Annotated in this window: 9 protein-coding genes, 1 tRNA gene and 2 pseudogenes; 5 read left to right on the top strand and 7 right to left on the bottom strand. The window is 65.7% G+C overall.

From position 1 onward, the window contains the following. The first annotated feature begins 75 nt into the window (after positions 1-75). The 3 genes from ACOZ35_RS00960 (at position 76) to ACOZ35_RS00950 (ending at position 3,592) form a co-directional block, all read left to right on the top strand. Positions 76-1,677 carry a phytoene desaturase family protein gene (locus tag ACOZ35_RS00960; RefSeq protein WP_424014630.1) on the top strand — a complete coding sequence of 534 codons (1,602 nt, stop codon included), beginning with the start codon at positions 76-78 and terminating at the stop codon, positions 1,675-1,677. A gap of 70 nt (positions 1,678-1,747) precedes the next feature. After that, positions 1,748-3,292 carry a matrixin family metalloprotease gene (locus ACOZ35_RS00955; protein ID WP_424014629.1) on the top strand — a complete coding sequence of 515 codons (1,545 nt, stop codon included), beginning with the start codon at positions 1,748-1,750 and terminating at the stop codon, positions 3,290-3,292. 81 nt (positions 3,293-3,373) lie between these two features. Continuing rightward, on the top strand, positions 3,374-3,592 hold the full coding sequence (locus ACOZ35_RS00950; protein ID WP_424014628.1) for a type II toxin-antitoxin system HicB family antitoxin: 219 nt from the start codon (positions 3,374-3,376) through the stop codon (positions 3,590-3,592). Positions 3,593-3,748: 156 nt separating this feature from the next. On the opposite strand, the gene ACOZ35_RS00945 is transcribed toward ACOZ35_RS00950, so the two are convergent. From ACOZ35_RS00945 to ACOZ35_RS00935, 3 genes are all read right to left on the bottom strand, one after another. After that, a complete protein-coding gene (locus ACOZ35_RS00945; protein WP_424014627.1) occupies positions 3,749-4,084 on the bottom strand; it encodes an AN1-type zinc finger domain-containing protein in 336 nt (111 codons plus the stop codon). Between the two features lie 210 nt (positions 4,085-4,294). Further along, positions 4,295-4,366: transfer RNA gene (locus ACOZ35_RS00940), tRNA-Ala, on the bottom strand. An 80-nt stretch (positions 4,367-4,446) separates the two neighbouring features. Continuing rightward, positions 4,447-5,010: an SRPBCC family protein gene (locus ACOZ35_RS00935; RefSeq protein ID WP_424014626.1), complete on the bottom strand. Its 564-nt coding sequence runs from the start codon at positions 5,008-5,010 to the stop codon at positions 4,447-4,449. 558 nt (positions 5,011-5,568) lie between these two features. Between ACOZ35_RS00935 and ACOZ35_RS00930 the strand changes: the two are divergent. Beyond that, positions 5,569-7,299: pseudogene (locus ACOZ35_RS00930) on the top strand (ABC transporter ATP-binding protein); the annotation flags it as partial. An 8-nt stretch (positions 7,300-7,307) separates the two neighbouring features. Here ACOZ35_RS00930 and ACOZ35_RS00925 read toward each other — a convergent pair. Beyond that, positions 7,308-7,946, bottom strand: coding sequence for an IS6 family transposase (locus ACOZ35_RS00925; protein WP_424014625.1), 639 nt, complete (start codon positions 7,944-7,946; stop codon positions 7,308-7,310). Positions 7,947-7,992: 46 nt separating this feature from the next. On the opposite strand from ACOZ35_RS00925, the pseudogene ACOZ35_RS00920 reads away from it, so the two are divergent. Next, positions 7,993-8,364, top strand: a pseudogene (locus ACOZ35_RS00920) (hypothetical protein); the annotation flags it as partial. Positions 8,365-8,386: 22 nt separating this feature from the next. Here the strand turns inward: ACOZ35_RS00920 and gltB are convergent. The 3 genes from gltB to ACOZ35_RS00905 all read right to left on the bottom strand — a co-directional run bounded on the left by gltB (position 8,387) and on the right by ACOZ35_RS00905 (position 15,367). After that, positions 8,387-13,090, bottom strand: a complete 4,704-nt coding sequence (gene gltB, locus ACOZ35_RS00915; RefSeq protein WP_424014624.1) for a glutamate synthase large subunit — start codon at positions 13,088-13,090, stop codon at positions 8,387-8,389. A gap of 232 nt (positions 13,091-13,322) precedes the next feature. Beyond that, positions 13,323-13,490: an HEWD family protein gene (locus ACOZ35_RS00910; protein WP_424014623.1), complete on the bottom strand. Its 168-nt coding sequence runs from the start codon at positions 13,488-13,490 to the stop codon at positions 13,323-13,325. A gap of 143 nt (positions 13,491-13,633) precedes the next feature. Next, on the bottom strand, positions 13,634-15,367 hold the full coding sequence (locus tag ACOZ35_RS00905) for a hypothetical protein (protein WP_424016091.1): 1,734 nt from the start codon (positions 15,365-15,367) through the stop codon (positions 13,634-13,636). Positions 15,368-17,181: the final 1,814 nt, after the last annotated feature.

Below are 17,181 nucleotides of genomic sequence, written 5' to 3'. Positions count from 1 at the left end.
AGAGTCGACCGACTGCGGCGCCCCTAACATGGTATGACCGCAGGGTAAACCTCCCCGGACGCGTAGTCGGAGGTAATGTCACCCCAACCGGACGCGGGACCCTCAGGGGCAGACGAACCGCTGGCCGGGGAGTCGATCGCGGTCGTCGGCGCCGGCTTCGGCGGCCTCTCCGCGGCCAGCTACCTCGCCGACGCGGGGGCGGACGTGACCCTGTTCGAGCGCAACGACCACCCCGGCGGGTACGCCGGGCGGATCGAGCGCGACGGGTTCCGGATCGACACCGGCCCCTCGTGGTACCTCATGCCGGAGGTGTTCGACCGCTTCTTCGAACAGTTCGGGCGGTCGACCGACGACTACTACGACCTCGTCGAGCTCGACCCGCTGTACGAGGTGATCTGGAAGGACGGCGACCGCGCGTCGATGCCGGCGGACCGCGCGGGCCAGAAGGCGCTGTTCGAGTCCTACGAGTCGGGCGCGGGGGAGGTCCTCGACGAGTACCTCGCGGACGCCGAAGAGGCGTACGAGCTCGGCATGGACCGGTTCGTCTACCCGAGCCGGTCGCGGCTGCGCGACATGGTCGACGCCGACGTGCTCCGGTCCGGTCGCGCGCTCCCGAAGCTCCGAGAGATGGACGAGTACGTCGGCGACTACTTCGACAGCGAGAAGCTCCGCCAGATCGCGGAGTACAAGCTCGTCTTCCTCGGCGGGTCGCCGTACAACACGCCGGCCATCTACACCCTGATGAGCCACGTCGACATGAACCTCGGCGTCTACCACCCGATCGGCGGGATCGCGAGCGTCGTCGACGCGATGGCCGACCTCGCCCGCGAGCTCGGCGTCTCGATCCGGACGAGCGAGCCGGTGACCGCGATCGAGCCGTCGGTCGCCGCGTCCGTCCCGAAGTTCACGGTCGAGACGGAGCGGCATGGCGGAGACGGTGACCCGGCCGCAACGACGGCGAGCGACCGCTTCGATCGCGTGGTCGCGAACGCGGCACCGCCGCACGTCGAGCGCGAGCTCCTCCCCGCGGGGACCGTCGACCGCGAGTCGTACTGGGAATCGCGGACGTACGCACCCTCGGCGTACCTCGCGTACCTCGGCGTCGAGGGCGATGTGGACCTGGACCACCACACGCTCGTGTTCCCGACCGACTGGCGGCCGCACTTCGACGCCATCTTCGACGAGCCGGGGTGGCCCGACGACCCCGCGTACTACGTCCACGTCCCCTCGAAGACGGACCCCGAGGCGGCGCCGGACGGCCACGAGGCCGTCTTCCTGCTCGTCCCGCTGGCGGCTGGGCTGGAGGACGACCCCGAGACCCGCGAGCGGTTCCGCGAGCTGGTGTTCGACGACCTCGCCGAGCACGCCGGCGTCGACTTCCGCGACCGGATCGTCTTCGAGGAGACAGCCTGCGTCTCCGACTTCCGGCAGCGGTTCAACGCGCCCCGGGGCACCGCGCTGGCGCTGTCGCACACGCTCGACCAGACGGGGCCGCTCCGCCCCGCGCACCGCGCGCCCGGCGTCGACGGCCTCTACTACGTCGGGGCGTATACCAACCCCGGCATCGGGATGCCGATGTGCCTGCTCAGCGGCGAACACGTCGCCGAGGCGGTCGTGGAGGACGCGACCGGCGGCGGCGTGCTCCCGTCGGTCGTCCCGACGTCGACGCTGCGGTGAGCGGTCCCCACACCTGATCGACAGCTGAAACGAACGTTAACCGTGTCCGGTCCCGACGGGAAGACGACCGATGCGTAACGCAAGTGCCGTCGCTGCCGTCGCCCTGCTCGTGGTACTCGCCGGCTGCGGCGGACTCGGCGGGGAGCTAGCCGGACCCCTCGGAGCGCCGTCGCCGTCGATCGAGTCCGTCGACGCGCCGGAGTCGCTCGGCCACGACGAACGGGCGACGGTCGAGGCGACCGTTCGGTGGGAGGGTCTCGCGGACGACGGCGACGACAGCAGCGACGGGGGCGGGAGCGGGGGATCGGAGAGCCCGAACGCGACGCTTGACCCGGTCCGGGTGACGGTCCGCGTCGGCGACGAAACGCTGCTCGCCGAGAACCGGTCTGTCCCCGCGAACGGGACGATGACGGTGATGGCCCCGATCGACGCCGCGGCGCTCGACCCGGGCGAACACGAGATCAGGGTGGCCGTCGGCGAGGCGACGGCGACTCGCATGATCGTCGTCGAGGAGGCGCAGCCGGCGTCGTTCGCGGTCTCCGAGATCGAGGCCCCCGAGAGCGTAGCGTACGGCGAGGACCTCTCCGTCACGGCGACCGTGACAAACGTGGGCGACCTGGCGGGCAACCAGACGGTCCGGATCGGGTACGGGAGCGGCGCGAGCGCGAACCGGACGCTCGCGCTCGACGGCGGCGCGGAGGCGGAGGTCTCCGTCACGTTCGCGGACGTACGGCTCGACGGCGGCGACTACCCGGTCGTCGTGACGACCGCGAACCGGACGCGCGAGCGGACCGTCTCGGTGATCCACCCGAGCCCGTACGGGAAGACGACGCTCGCGCTCTACGTCGACGACGAGGCGGTCGACCGGAACGTCTCGGACGTCGTCGGGGCCGCGACGGGGTACTGGGAGCGCACCGACGAGCGCTACCTCGGCTACCCGGTCGAGTACGAGCGCGTCGACGACGAGGACCGCGCCGACGTCGTCCTCCGGTTCGACCGCGTGGAGCGGTGCGGCGTGGAGGAGACCAACGAGACGCGGTACTTCGGCTGCGCGGACCTCCTCGTCGATGAGCCGCGGACGCCGATGACCGCGACCGTCGACCCCCGGATCTCCGACGCGGAGATGAACGCGACGATCATCCACGAGCTCGGCCACGTCCAGGGGCTCGAACACGGCGAGGAGCCGGCCGGGCTGATGAGCGCGACGAGCACGCTCGCGACCCACCAGCCGGTGAAGGTCCACCTGCGCGCCGACGACGGCGCGGTCACGGGTCCCGTCGAGGACGAGGTCGCGGCCGCGCTCGACTACTTCGCAGGCCGCGACGACCTCGCCGGGAGCGACGGGTTCTCGTGGGAGTTCGTCGACAGCGCGCGGGAGGCGCACGTCCAGATCACCTACGACGAGGCCGGCGACGTCTGCTTCGCCGACGGCGGCGGGTCCTGTACGGTCGACGGCGAGTACTACGGCCAGGAGGACGTGCGGTTGGAGGAGCTAGACGAGGAGGTCGTCGCGTGGCACGTCGGCGCGTCGCTGGCGCCGGTGCTGTTGGACGAGGTGCCGCCGGAGCTCACGGGCGAGGCGGAGCGGCGGGAGCGGGAGGCGTGGCCGGAGTAAGCAGCGGGCGAGACCGATCGCCCTTCGACATAGTCTCCGAGCGACAGAACGCTTATTCCACGGTGACAACTACCACTACCAATGAGTACTGGCCGGGAGATCCGCCTGATCGAGGAGGATGAGGGGGGATGGTCGGCGATCGACCAAGAGCTGAACGTCGCCAGCCAAGGGGAGACGCGCGAGGAGGCGCTTTCGAACCTCGACGAGGCCGTCGAACTGACGAAGGAAGCCCGCGAGGCGGATACAGACGCGCCAGAACCAGACGTTCTCTGGTTCGACGACGCCGACGAGACGGCGTAACTGTGGTCGCGCGAAAGTCGTTCGAGGATGGCGTACCACGTGTAGTTAGCCACCGCAGTTCACCTAATGCGGAACTGTCCGACAAGTGATAAAGGACTGGACAAGGTCGAACGCTTTTGGATCCGCTGGTGTCGAGATCGGGTTAACCGTGTGATCCTACAGGAAAATTCCGAGGAAACTGAATGTGAAGTAACCGAGACTGAGTACAGCGAGGAGGGCAATGAAGACGAGAAGGATCGTATTGGGCCAGAGGTTGGACTGGCTGTTTCGGTTTGCTGATTCACGGCCCTCGCTTAGGGGTTGCCCGCTTTCGTCATCGAACCAGGGTATCTCTCCGCCTTCGGCTCGAATCATCTCGCGTTGAGCTTTATCTATTGCCAAGCCAGTACAATCGTGAGACTCAGGTAACCGGTGAGTGACACAATATGTATCTCCGCAGCGAGAACAGGTGTAGGACATCGAATCCGCCTCCCCACACACCTCGCAGTTCATGTGAGTTCATGACAGCGGTGAATGATAATTCTATGGTGAGAAGCAGCCCCTTCTCGCCCAACTGTCGATTAGGGCCTTAGTTTAATACATCGACTACGCAGACGACAGAGAGGAGCACAGGAGTGGACTCGCGGGGGTCCCGCGAGCGAACGAAGTGAGCGAGTGGGACCACGCGAGGGAACGACTGAACGACCGAAGGGAGTGAAGGAATGGACTCGCGGGGATTTGAACCCCGGGCCTTCCCCGTGCCAGGGGGATGATCTACCACTGATCTACGAGCCCGCGAACGCATTCGTTCGTTCCGCGGTGAATATCTTAAGGGCTTCGAATCGCGGACCGGCGGGGCCGCGCTCCGCCCGCGCTCAGATCCGGGCGGAGTCGACGTACACGTCGAGGTCGACATCGCGCGTCGACCCCTCTAAGTCCTGAACGGCGCGCTCGACGACGCGCTCCGCCTCGTTTCTGATCAGGGGAATCGCCTTCTTCAGCACCCAGTCGAACGAGACCAGCCGCGGGAGGTCGAGCGCGTCGGAGCTGGCCGATCCGGGGTCGAACTCGACTTCGAGCGCGACCTCGCAGGGGGCGTCGTCGCTCGGGGTGGCGTCCGTGTCGGCGGAATCCCCGTCGCGCTCGACGCTTTCGGGCGGCGTCACGCGCCAGCAGCCGCCGGCGTCGATGTCCTTCGTGATCTCCCAGTCGATCCGTTCGGGCGGCTCGACGCCGGTCACCTCCGAGCGGGCGGTGTAGGAGATCTTCCACCACGCGAACGTGAGCGCGTACTCGGTCCCGGGACCGCCGTCGCCGGTGACGGTTCGGACCTCGCGGAGGTACTCGGAGTAGTTCGCGTACTGCGGGAAATCGAGCAGGAACGCGTACACCTCCTCCGGGTCGGCGTACACCTCCGTACTCACGACGAGTTCGTCCACGTACGTGGGTTCGAGCGGCGCTTATTAAACCGTCCGGCGACCAGATCACTCTCGCTGAGACGAGTCGGTCGCCGCTTCAGGCGTTGAGGTATGACATTTATAAATGGTAGCTGGTGGATCAGCGGCGAACGCCTCCAAAGCCCCAGCCGCTCGCTTATAAATGGATGATCACGGATCGACGACGAACACCCCCAAAGCCCCAGCCGGGAGGGCGGCGCACGCTCGCTGCGCGCTTCAGTCGCTCACTCCGTTCGCTCCTTCCAGTGCTTACGTCGCCTGCGCCGCCCTCCCGGCTGCCCCTTTGAGTCCCGCCCCGCACAGCACCGCAGCCTCACACCTCCCCAGCCTCGCCGTTCGCTCCGGGCTCCCTTCGGTCGCCCGTCGCTCACGGCGTCCCTCGCGCGTGCTCCTCGCGCCCGGTGGGCGCTCGGAGGCACGCGCCACCGCACTCGGTCGGTTCTTTATAAATGATCGGCAGGTCGAGAATAGCGATCGTCGGAACCCGGAACGGGCCGCCGAAGCCGCCGGATACATGGGGATCGCAGCGCTCCTACCCCTATGGCTGCCGACGAGCGCAACGCCTTCGAAGTGTACCGCGACCGGGTCGACCGACCCCTGGGTCGGCTGTTCCGCGAGTACGGGGCCTCGGAGGCTCACTGGCTCGTCATCGGGATGGTCGCCAACGTCGTCGCCCGCGTCGCAGGGCTGATCCCGCCGGTCGTCCTCGGGGTCGCCATCGACGCCGTCTTCACCGGTACCGGCCCCTACACGCTCCCGATCGTCCCCGACGCGTGGCTCCCCACGGAATCAGGCGCGCAGTTCCGCCTCTCGGTGCTGCTCATCTTCGGCTCGTTCATCGTGACGGGCGTGTTCACGTACATCTACGGCATCGCCGCGAACAACTTCGCGCACCGCGTGATGCACGCGGTCCGCACCGACTCCTTCGACCAGATGCAGCGGCTCGACATGACCTTCTTCGACGACAAACAGACCGGCGAGGTCATGTCCGTCCTCAACAACGACGCCTCGAACCTGGAGGTCTTCCTCGATAACGCCCTCCAGAACTCCGCCCGTCTCGGCGTCATGCTCGTGGGCATCGCGACCGTCCTCGTCTACTACAACTACGAACTCGCCGTCGTCACCCTCGCCGCGGTGCCGCTCATGTTCCTCTTCACGCTCTGGTTCATGCGCGCGGTCGAGCCCCGGTACGTGGCCCAGCGCTCGGTCGTCGGCGATCTGAACACCGCGCTCGAAAACGCGCTCTCGGGCGTCGAGCTGGTGAAGACCTCCAATACGGAGGCCCACGAGAGCGAGCGCGTCGAGAACGCCTCGTTCTCGTACTTCAAGCGCACGATGTCGATCCTCCGACTCAACTACATCTACCGGCCCGGGATGGAGCTGCTCGCCGGGCTGGCGTTCGCCGCCACCTTCGCGGTCGGCGGCTTCTGGCTCGCGAACGGCCCGCCGGGCCCGTTCACCACGGAGCTGACGGTCGGGACGTTCGTCACCTTCGTCCTCCTCACCCAGCAGTTCGTCGCCCCGCTCGCGGAGGTGTCGAACATCATCGACCAGTACGAGAACGCGAAGGCCTCCTGCGAGCGCGTGTTCGGCCTCCGCGACATCCCGGTCCGCATCGAGGACGACGACGACGCGATCGAACTCGGCGGCGGGACCCGGAGCGACGGCGGAAGCCAACAGACCGGCGGAACCGACGAGGACGGCGGCTCGGACGGGAGCGGCGCGACCGCCGACCACGGCGGCGTCGCGGGCGCCGTCGAGTACGATGATGTCTCCTTCGCGTACCCCGAGAACGCCCTCGTCGACCCCGAGGATGCAGACGAGGAGGTCCTCCGCGGCGTCTCCTTCACCGCAGAACCGGGCGACACCGTCGCGCTCGTCGGCCCGACCGGCGCCGGGAAGTCGACGCTGCTCAAGCTCCTCCTCCGGCTGTACGACGTGACGGACGGCGCCATCCGCGTCGACGGCCACGACGTCCGCGACGTGACCGTCGAGAGCCTCCGCTCGTCGGTCGGCTACGTCGCGCAGGACACCACGCTGTTCGACGGCACCATCGCCGAGAACATCCGCTACGGACGGTTCACGCGGATCGACGAGGAGGATGAGGGAGACGAGATCCGCGAGCGCGTTATCGAGGCCGCGAAGGCCGCGGAGGCCCACGAGTTCATCTCCTCGCTGCCGAACGGCTACGAGACGCGGATCGGCGAGCGCGGCGTGAAGCTCTCCGGCGGCCAGCGCCAGCGGCTCGCCATCGCCCGGGTCGTCCTTCAGGGGTCGCGTTAAGTTTGGCGTGAATTGTGGTAGACGGCGAAGGCTTCTAGCCAGTTTTGAGCTGTCTCTAGCGCGACATTGCTAAAACTATTCGCAAAAGATGATGTTCGGCGTTCTATTTCCCAAAAGACACGTTCGATAGCATTCCGATTTCCATGTCGAATGATTTGAAATCGATAGCCGTCTTTAGCGAGAACTGATCCAAGATAGTCTGCGTCATCGACGAGAAATTCCACGTTATCGAGCTGATAGCGCCGGTGGAGCTCGGTGAGAAACCATCGCGTCGTCTGTTTATTTGCGGTCGGATAGAGACTCACGTGAAGGATCTCGTTCGTCTGTGGGTCAACCGCGCCGTACAGCCAGAACTGCTGGCCGTGGAGTCGGATCATCTTTTCGTCAACCGCGAGTTGATCCTCTGAGACGGTCGAGATCGGCTGTAGATCAGCTTTATGAACCCAGTTATGGATCGCGACGTGACTCCGCTTGATCCCAAACAGTTCAAGATGTTTACTTACCTCCCGAAGTGACATACCGGCCAAGTGACAGCGGATCCCTACTTCAATCGCCCAGCGCGGAGTTCGATCTCGCTCCACAAACGACAAGTCGATCCACGTGATACGTTCGCTGAGGCGGTCGAATTCTGCCATAGACACTCAGAAATCGTCCGCCTCATCCTCTAACTTAAGGCGACGCCTTCAGGATCCCGCGATCTTAATCTTAGACGAGGCGACCTCGGCCGTCGACACGGAGACGGAGATGCTGATCCAGCGCTCGCTCGACCGCCTCGCGGCCGACCGCACTACCTTCGTCATCGCGCACCGCCTCTCGACGGTGACCGACGCCGACACCGCGCTCGTGCTGGAGGACGGCGCGGTCGTCGAGCGCGGCACCCACGATGAGCTGCTCGCCCGAGACGGGCTCTACGCGAAGCTCTGGGGCGTTCAGGCCGGCGAAATCGACGAGCTGCCGGAGGAGTTCGTCGAGCGCGCCCGCGAGCGACACGTCGACCGCGCGGTCGAGCGGGCGACCGCGGAGAGCGAGGTCGACTCGGAGACGCTCGACTGACCGCAGACGATTTTTCCGACCTTCAGTCGTCGCTCGACGCCTGTCCGGTCGCGTCGGCGTCGGCGTCCGGCACCGCGGCGGCGGGCGCGGGCGGCTCGTCGCGCACGTCGGCGCCCTTGCCCTCCGCGATGACCTCCGCGTACGCGTCGGGGAAGACGCGGACGAAGTCGTCGAGCGCGGCCTCCCAGTCGTCGAGCAGGTCGGCCGCGCGCTCGCTGTCCGTGTACGCGCGGTGGTTCTCGACGAGGCGGCGGAGCATGCGCTCGTCGGACTCTTCCAGCGTCTCGGAGACCGACACCATTCCCCGATTCACGCGGTCGTCGAGGCGGTCGTCGGGGTCGTACACGTACGCGATGCCGCCGGACATCCCGGCCGCGAAGTTGCGGCCCGTGTCGCCGAGGACGGCGACGACGCCGCCGGTCATGTACTCGCAGCCGTGGTCGCCGACGCCCTCGACGACCGCCCGAACGCCCGAGTTGCGAACGCCGAACCGCTCGCCGGCGACGCCGTTGACGTACATCTCGCCGGAGGTGGCACCGTACAGACAGACGTTGCCGGCGACGACGTTCTCCGTCGGGTCGTACCCCGCCTCCGGGGGCGTGTCGATCACCAGGCGGCCGCCGGAGAGCCCCTTGCCGACGTAGTCGTTGGCGGCGCCCGACAGCTCCATCGTGATCCCCGGCGCGAGGAACGCGCCGAAGCTCTGCCCGGCCTCGCCGTCGAAGCGGCAGGAGATGGTGTCGTCCGGGAGCCCCTCGCCACCGTGCTCGGAGACGACGCGGTTCGAGAGCGTCGCGCCGACCGCGCGGTCGACGTTGCGCACGTCGCGGGTGAGCGCGACCGGCGCGCCGTCCTCGATGGCGGGCGCGGCCTCGTCGATGAGGTCCCAGTCCAGCAGGTCGTCGATGCCCGAGTGGGCCTGCTCGCGGACCTTCGTGCGGGCCTCGCCCGCGGGCTCTGCGATGACCGCCGAGAGGTCGAGGTGCTTCGCCTTCTCGTGGTCCGTCTCGCGCTGCGAGAGGAGCCCGGGCCGACCGATGAACTCCTCAAGTTCCGTGTACCCCTGCTCGGCCATGATCTCCCGCAGCTCCTGCGCGATGAACGTCATGTAGTTGATGACGTGGTCGGGCTGACCCGGGAACCGCTGGCGGAGGTCCTCGCGCTGGGTGGCGACGCCGACCGGGCAGGTGTTCTCGTGGCACTGCCGGGCCATCACGCAGCCAGAGGTGACGAGCGACGCGGTGCCGAAGATGTACTCCTCGGCGCCCAAGGCGGCCGCGACCGCGACGTCGCGCCCGGTGCGCAGTCCGCCGTCAGCCGACACGCGGATCCGGTCGCGCAGGCCGGTCGCGCGCAGCATCTGGTTCGCCTCCGCGAGCCCGAGCTCCCACGGCAGGCCGGCGTTCTTTATCGAGGTCTTCGGCGAGGCGCCCGTCCCGCCGTCGTGGCCGGAGACGTGGACGACGTCGGCGTTCGCCTTCGCGACCCCGGCCGCGATGGTGCCGATGCCGGCCTCCGAGACCAGCTTCACGTTGACGTCGGCCTCGGGGCTCGCGGCCTTCAGGTCGAAGATGAGCTGCTTGAGGTCCTCGATCGAGTAGATGTCGTGTTGGGGCGGCGGCGAGATGAGCCCGACGCCGGGGGTCGAACACCGCACATGCGCGATCATCTCGTTGACCTTCTTCCCGGGGAGGTGGCCACCCTCGCCGGGCTTCGACCCCTGCGCCATCTTGATCTGGAGCTCCTCCGCGTTCGCGAGGTACTCCGAGGTGACGCCGAAGCGCCCGGAGGCGACCTGCTTGACGGTGCACTCCTTCTCGGTGTCGAACCGCTCGGGCGGCTCACCGCCCTCACCGGTGTTCGACTTCGCGCCCAGCCGGTTCATCGCGATGGCGTTGTTCTCGTGGGCCTCCGGCGAGATGCTCCCGAGACTCATCGCGGCCGTCGAGAAGCGCTCGACGATCGACTCGACGGGCTCGACCTGCTCGACCGGGACCGGGTCGCGGTCGGAGTCGAACTCCAGGAGGCCGCGCAGCGACTGCAGCTCCTCGGTCTGGTCGTTCACCAGCTCCGCGAACTCCTGGTACTGCTCGTAGTCGCCGCCCCGGACCGCCTGCTGGAGCGTGCCGACGGTCTGGGGGTTCCAGCCGTGCTTCACGCCCGAGGAGCGGTGTTCGTACTCGCCGATCGTCTCAAGCTCGGGATCGGCGCCGAACGCCATCGCGTGGCGGGTGCGGAGGTCGTCTTCGATCTGCTCGGCGCCTATCCCCTCGGTGCGGATCTCGGTCCCCTCGAAGTACTCGGCGACGAACTCGGAGTCCAGCCCGACCGCCTCGAAGATCTGGGCGCCCTGGTACGACTCCATCGTCGAGATGCCCATCTTCGCCATCGTCTTGAGGAGGCCGTCCTCCAGCGCGTGGCGGTACGCCGCGAGCGCCTCGTCCTCGTCGGCGCCGTCCGGGCCGGCGACCACGTCGGCGATGGAGGCGTACGCGAGGTACGGGTCGACCGCGTCCGCGCCGTAGCCGACGAGCGTCGCGAGGTGGTGGACCTCGTGCGGCTCGCCGGACTCGACGACGACGCCCGCGCGGTTGCGGAGCCCCTTGCGGACGAGGTGGTGGTGGACCGCCCCGGTCGCGAGCAGGCTCGGCACCGCGAGGCGCTCGGGACTCACCGCGCGGTCCGAGAGGACGACCACGTCGGCGCCGTCTTCGATGGCGGCCGCGGCGTCCTCGCGGACGCGACTCACGGCGTCGACGAGCGACCCGTCGCGGTCGTAGGTGACGTCGACGGTCACGGAGGTGAACGAGGGGCCGTCGGACGCGTCGTCGTCGCGGTCGCCTGGCGTCCGTTCGCCCGGTCCGGGGAGGTCGCGGAGCGCCGCCGTCTCGGCGTCCGTCAGGACCGGCGTGTCGGCGACGATCTGCTCGGCGTGTTCGGGCGTCTCCGCGAGGAGGTTGCGCTGGTTCCCGATGCGCGTCTCCAGCGAGGTGACGAGCTCCTCGCGGATGTAGTCGATCGGCGGGTTCGACACCTGCGCGAACAGCTGCTTGAAGTAGGTGAAGAGGGGGCGGTCGACGTCGGCGAGGACCGACAGCGGGGTGTCGTCGCCCATCGAGCCGACCGGGTCCTTCCCCTCCTCCGCCATCGGCTCGACGAGGTGGTTCAGCGAGTCGGTCGTGTAACCGAACGCGGCCTGGTGGGCGCGGACGGTCGGTTCCGCGTCCTCGCTGTCGTCTTCGTCGGCCGCCTCAGCCGCGTCGGCGTCGATCCCGGCCGCGACGCCGTCCTCGTCGGTGAGCGCGTCGAGGTCGACCTGCCCGTCCTCGACCCACTCGCCGTACTTCTCGTCGGTGAGCTCCTCGAACACCTCGTCGTCGGGGACGATCCGGCCGGCCTCCGGGTCGGCGACGAAGATCTCGCCGGGCTGGAGCCGCCCGCGGCGACGCACGTCGGACGGCTCGGTCGGGAGCGCGCCGACCTCGCTGCCGACGACGAGGCGGTCGTCGGTCGTCACCTCGTAGCGGCACGGGCGGAGGCCGTTGCGGTCGAGGACGCCGGCGACGCGCTCGCCGTCGAATCCGATGACGAGGGCGGGGCCGTCCCACGGCTCGACGAGCGAGGCGTGGTAGTCGTAGAACTCCGCGCGGTCGTCGTCCATCAGGTCGTCGCCGCGGAACGCCTCCGGGATCAGCATCCGGAGCGCGTGCGGGAGATCACGGTCGGTCTGGAGCAGGAGTTCGAGCGCGTTGTCGACGCTGGCGGTGTCGGACTGGTTCGGGTCGTCGATCACCGGCTTGATCGTGTCGAGCTCGGCCCCGAACGCCGGGTGTTCGAGGTCGTTCTCGCGGGCCCGAATCCAGTTGACGTTGCCGCGGATCGTGTTGAACTCGCCGTTGTGGACGATGTTGCGGTACGGGTGCGCGAGGTGCCACGCGCCGAGCGTGTTCGTCGAGAAGCGCGCGTGGACCAAGGCGACGTGGCTCGCGAACCGCTCGTCGGTCAGGTCCGGGTAGTAGTCTGCGAGCTGCGAGCCCTTCAGCAGGCCCTTGTAGACGACGCGCTGGCGGTCGAGTGAACAGACGTAGAAGCGGCCGGCGCCGTCGACCTCCGACACCGCGTTCTCGATCTCGCGGCGGGCGGCGTACAGCGCGCGGTCGAACCCGCGCAGGTCGGGGTCGACGTCGTCGGACCGGTCCTCCTCGCTGGTGAATCGCTGAGCGATCCCCGCGCCGTCGACGGGCGCGACGAACACCTGCGACACCTCCGGCTCGGAGTCGAGCGCCGTGGCGCCGAGGTCGCTGTTGTCGGTCGGGACGGAGCGCCACGCGAGCACCTCCAGCCCGTAGACGGCGCACACCTCGGCGATGACGTCGTGGATCTCCGCCTGGACGCCCGGCTCCGGCGGCATGAACACGGACCCGACCGCGTACTCTTCCGGGAGGTCCGCGTCGACGACCTCGCGGAAGAACTCGTCCGGACGCGCGACCATGATCCCCGCGCCGTCGCCGGTGTTCTCCTCCGCGCCCGTCGTCCCGCGGTGTTCGAGGTTCTCGAGCAGTTCGACCGCGTCCGTGACGGCCTCGTGCGACGGCGCGCCGTCGAGGTCGACGACTCCCCCGATGCCGCAGTTCGACCGGTCGTCCGTCGGCGCCGCGAGCCCCCCCTCCTGACCCGAGGACTCCGAGTCGCGTACGCCCCGGGTGGTACTACGTGACTTGGTCATACACTCGCGTTCGAGTGAACAGTTAAAGGTATGACCCTGATAGGGGTAGGATCCATCGTACACACATTAGGGAATATAAGGTAATTATTCATCACGGGTGGTGACCAGATCACACACCACAGGATCGATCAGGAGTCACGCACGGCGGAGCCACAGATTGCCGTGTTCCACAAAAATCCTTCGCGGACGTCTCACGTATTCCAACCTGAGTGGGAGAACGTCCAGTCAGGAGCTACTCTTCGAGGGGGACGAACGAGCCGTTGATGTCCCACTCGTGGATGCAGTAGACGTTGCCGGGCTCGTCCGCGATCCGCCACCCGTCGGCCTCGTCGTCCCACCGCTCCTCGCGCCCGCACAGCTCGCACGTGCGCTCCTTCGGCGGTGTGATGGTCACGCTCATGTCCGACTGAACGGCACCGGCGAGCAAAAGGATACCGGCGATCGGCGGCGGGCGACTGCCCGCGGTGGCCCGGTCCGACGGCGCCCCCGCCGACCGGGCCGTCGCGATCCCAAGCACCGTCGCGATCATGAGCACAGTCCCGATCACGACCCGCGTCCGCGACGCCGAGCGAGCAGCGACGCGCCCGCCACCGCCGCGAGCGTCGCGACGGCGTCGAATCCGGGAAGGTCGTACGCGGTCGATCGGATCGGCGCCTCGTCGTACCCGAGGTCGCTCGCGTCAGCCTCGTCCGCGGACTGATCGTTCGACGCGGACGATTCGCTCGCCGTGGACGCCTCGGACGACTCGCCTGCCGTGGACGACTTAGGCGACTCAACCGAGTCGGCGGACTCCGGCGACGTCGCGTCATCGCTTTCACTCCCACCCGCGTCGTTCGACCGGCGGTCCTCGGAGCCAGAGTCCGCCGCCGCGGGGCCGCCCGCGCCGCGTTCGGGACCGCCGGTTCCGAAGAGCTCCGGCGGCCCCGCGGACGGCGGGATATCGGACGTCCCGGGAGCGATCGAGATGCCGACCCCGAGACGCGGCGCCGAGCGGTTCGCGTCCGAACCGGGCGCCTCTTCGGACGGACCCGGACCGCCCGCGTCCGTTACGTTACCGGCGCTGGCCGAGTCGGCGGACCCGACGCCCCCTCCGGATCCGCTCGGATCGCCGGTCGAACCGCCACCGGCCGAACCACCGCCGGTCGAACCGCCACCGGCCGAACCACCGCCGGTCGAACCGCCACCGGCCGAACCACCGCCGGTCGAACCGCCACCGGCCGAACCACCGCCTGCCGAACCGCCGTCTGTCGAACCGCCACCGGCCGAACCACCGCCTGCCGAACCGCCGCCGGCCGAACCATCGCCTGCCGAACCGCCGCCGGCCGAACCATCGCCTGCCGAACCGCCGCCGGCCGAACCACCGTCTGTCGAACCGCCGCCGGTCGAACCGCCGCCGGCTGAACCGCCGCCGGTCGAACCGCCACCGGCCGAACCACCGCCGCCGGTCGAACCGGAACCATCCGCCGTGCCGGTCGAGCCCGACGTCTCCGAGTCGGTGGACGAGCCCGCTTCGGTCGAGTCGTCGTCGGTTTCGGCGTCCGTAGCCCCGTCGGTCGAATCGGCGGCGTAGGCCAGCTCGATCGTCGCCCGGTGCCGGTCGTCGGCCGCAGTCTGACGGAGTCGATCGTCGTCGACCCGGAATCCGGCCTCGAACGTCGCACCGGGATCGGGGGCTGTCTCGGTGCCGAACGCGCGTTCGCCGTCGGCGACGAGGTACAGGCCCTCCCGGTCGAGGTGGACCGCGGACCCGTTCGGCGTCCGACCGAGCGCGTCGCCGTCGGTGGACTCGTTGTCGTCGTCCGTCCCCGCCGGCGCCACTCCGAACGAGAGGCCGTCGAGGCGGTCGAGGTCCGCACCTCGCTCCAGCGACGCGTTCGCGGCTGCCGGGAGGCCAGTCAGCCCGGTCGCGTTCACGGCGTAGACGACGGTGTCGTTCGCGCTCGCGGTCGTCGCGGGCGTGAGCGTTCCGTTGGCGATCGCTTCTCGGACCGCGGTCGCGTTCTCGAACTCGCCGGGAGCGACCGCCCGGGTGGTGTACGCGGTCAGGTTGCGAGTCGAGCGGGGTTCCACGGTGACCGTCGCGGTGTCGTTGGCGACTTCCGTGCCGTGCTCCGACCGCAGCGTCAGGTTGTACGTCCCGGGCGAGAGCGGAGCGGTATCTCCCGTGACCGATTCGACGCCGATGCCGGACCCGGTCGTGACGAACTCCGAGGGAGATTCGGGCGACGCGTACGTGTTGAGCGTGACTGGTGTCGGACCCGTCTCGGTGGTTGTCAGTTCGAGTGTTGTAGTGGTGCTACTACTCGTATTAGACAAATTCAGCTCCAAACCTGGCACACGATGTGACAAAGAGATTCTGAGATAATTTCCATACATAGCTTGATTTGAGATATCGCTTAGAGAGATCTCTTTTCCGTCCTTTCCAATAACATCGAACTCTTCTGAGTCTCCTTTTCCTGAGTGAATATAATATGTGCCGGAGGAGAGCAGTGACGTATTATAGCCAACTCGATCTGAGTTATTTAATCGAGTTCCCACAGACACTACGCGAGTTGTGTTGTCCTCGTTTAGTCTGTGTAACTCAACTTCCTCCGCAGTTAAAGAAGAATTAAAATAGATCATTTGACCAGAGTATACAGGTGTTTCCAGTGATTGATTACGCTCGATTTGAACACTCTCTGAGCTAGATCCGTTTTTGCGGATAGAGTCTATTGAGATCACGCCAGCATCTGCGACACCATCAGAAACAAAGTGGTTATTTAGGTCAGAGTTCCGCAGTAATTCAGAATCCTTTGAGGAAATCCAATCTCCAGCGTTATGTCCACGTGCCAGCTGTATGGCCGCCGCATAGCGATTACTTCGGAAAATACCAGTCCCGTTGCTTGTAGTATTAAAGTGAAGTTTAACATCTTCATTCCATCCAGTTAGTACTCTTGAACTAGCAACTGCCTCGTTATGTCGGATATGTCCAGTTGAGTTGACTGGATATAATGAAACCACAAATGGGGTTTCATCCTCAATTGTATCAGAAACTTTAGCACTGGGAATAGTGATAGTATCTGATTGTGGATCTTCATACGAAAGATTAGCAAATTCAATACCAGCATTTACTATCCGTCCTTTATCCTCTGACAGCGCTGAATCTGTTATGTTCGTAGGAAGGGTGTCCCTAATACCGCGATCAGAAATCCCAGAAGTAGAGTTCGCAATCAAAAACCCTCTAACATCACCTCCAGGAAAGGACGTCTCAACAGAAACTGTTTCTTTTGTCTTAAGGACACTTTTTGGAAGTCTGCGGATCCCGATTATCTCATTATCATCACCACGTGTAATGAAGAGCGTCGAGTTTGTGTTGCCGCTGAGATCGTCAATTGTTATGCCGATAGTTGTACGAGTATCTTGATGTAGTTGAGGTGAACCAGTTGCCTGATCATGAAGCTCAATCGTACCATCGATTATCTTGAATGAATCTGTACTCGTTACTTCCACTTCGTCTGTAGAAGAGAATTCAGTGCTATTTGTAACAGTAATATTATAGTCTAAATTAGTTGATTTTTGGGCATTACTTGTATCCATTCCGGAGATGTGAGCGGAGTCAATCTGTATTGAGCGGCTCGATCCATTTGGACGTATAGTTGCTGTTAGAAGCGTCTTATTCTCAGAATTCACCTGTGTAGTATTGGTTACAGAACCATTTTGAATACTATTAATAGACAATGAGGCAGAAGATGTGTTGACCCCTCTTGACTCAATACTAGCTAAATTCACATATAATCTGATTTTGCTGGCAGTATCAGTCTGGTTTGAGAGTAAGATTTCAATATTGCTAATATTTTGTTCAGATTGATCTATTCGAATGGGGCTTGGATTGCCAGTCTCATTTAAAATAGGTTTGTAATCGTGTGTTTGAGCTCCAACCGGACTCACTCCCAACAATAAAACCACAGCACCCACCACGACACAGACCACGATACCGACCCACAGCCATCGAAGCGATCGCGTCCGGATCATAGCGAACGAGCCACGGATGCCAGAGCGGTCGCTTCGGGGCAGCGCGGCGTCAGTAGTCGGCCCGGTCCCGCGAAGCGGCT

Source organism: Halorubrum xinjiangense (assembly GCF_049604745.1).
Classification (GTDB): domain Archaea; phylum Halobacteriota; class Halobacteria; order Halobacteriales; family Haloferacaceae; genus Halorubrum; species Halorubrum xinjiangense_A.
Note: the sequence above shows the minus strand (reverse complement) of the source record. Positions and strands in the feature narration are given on the sequence as shown.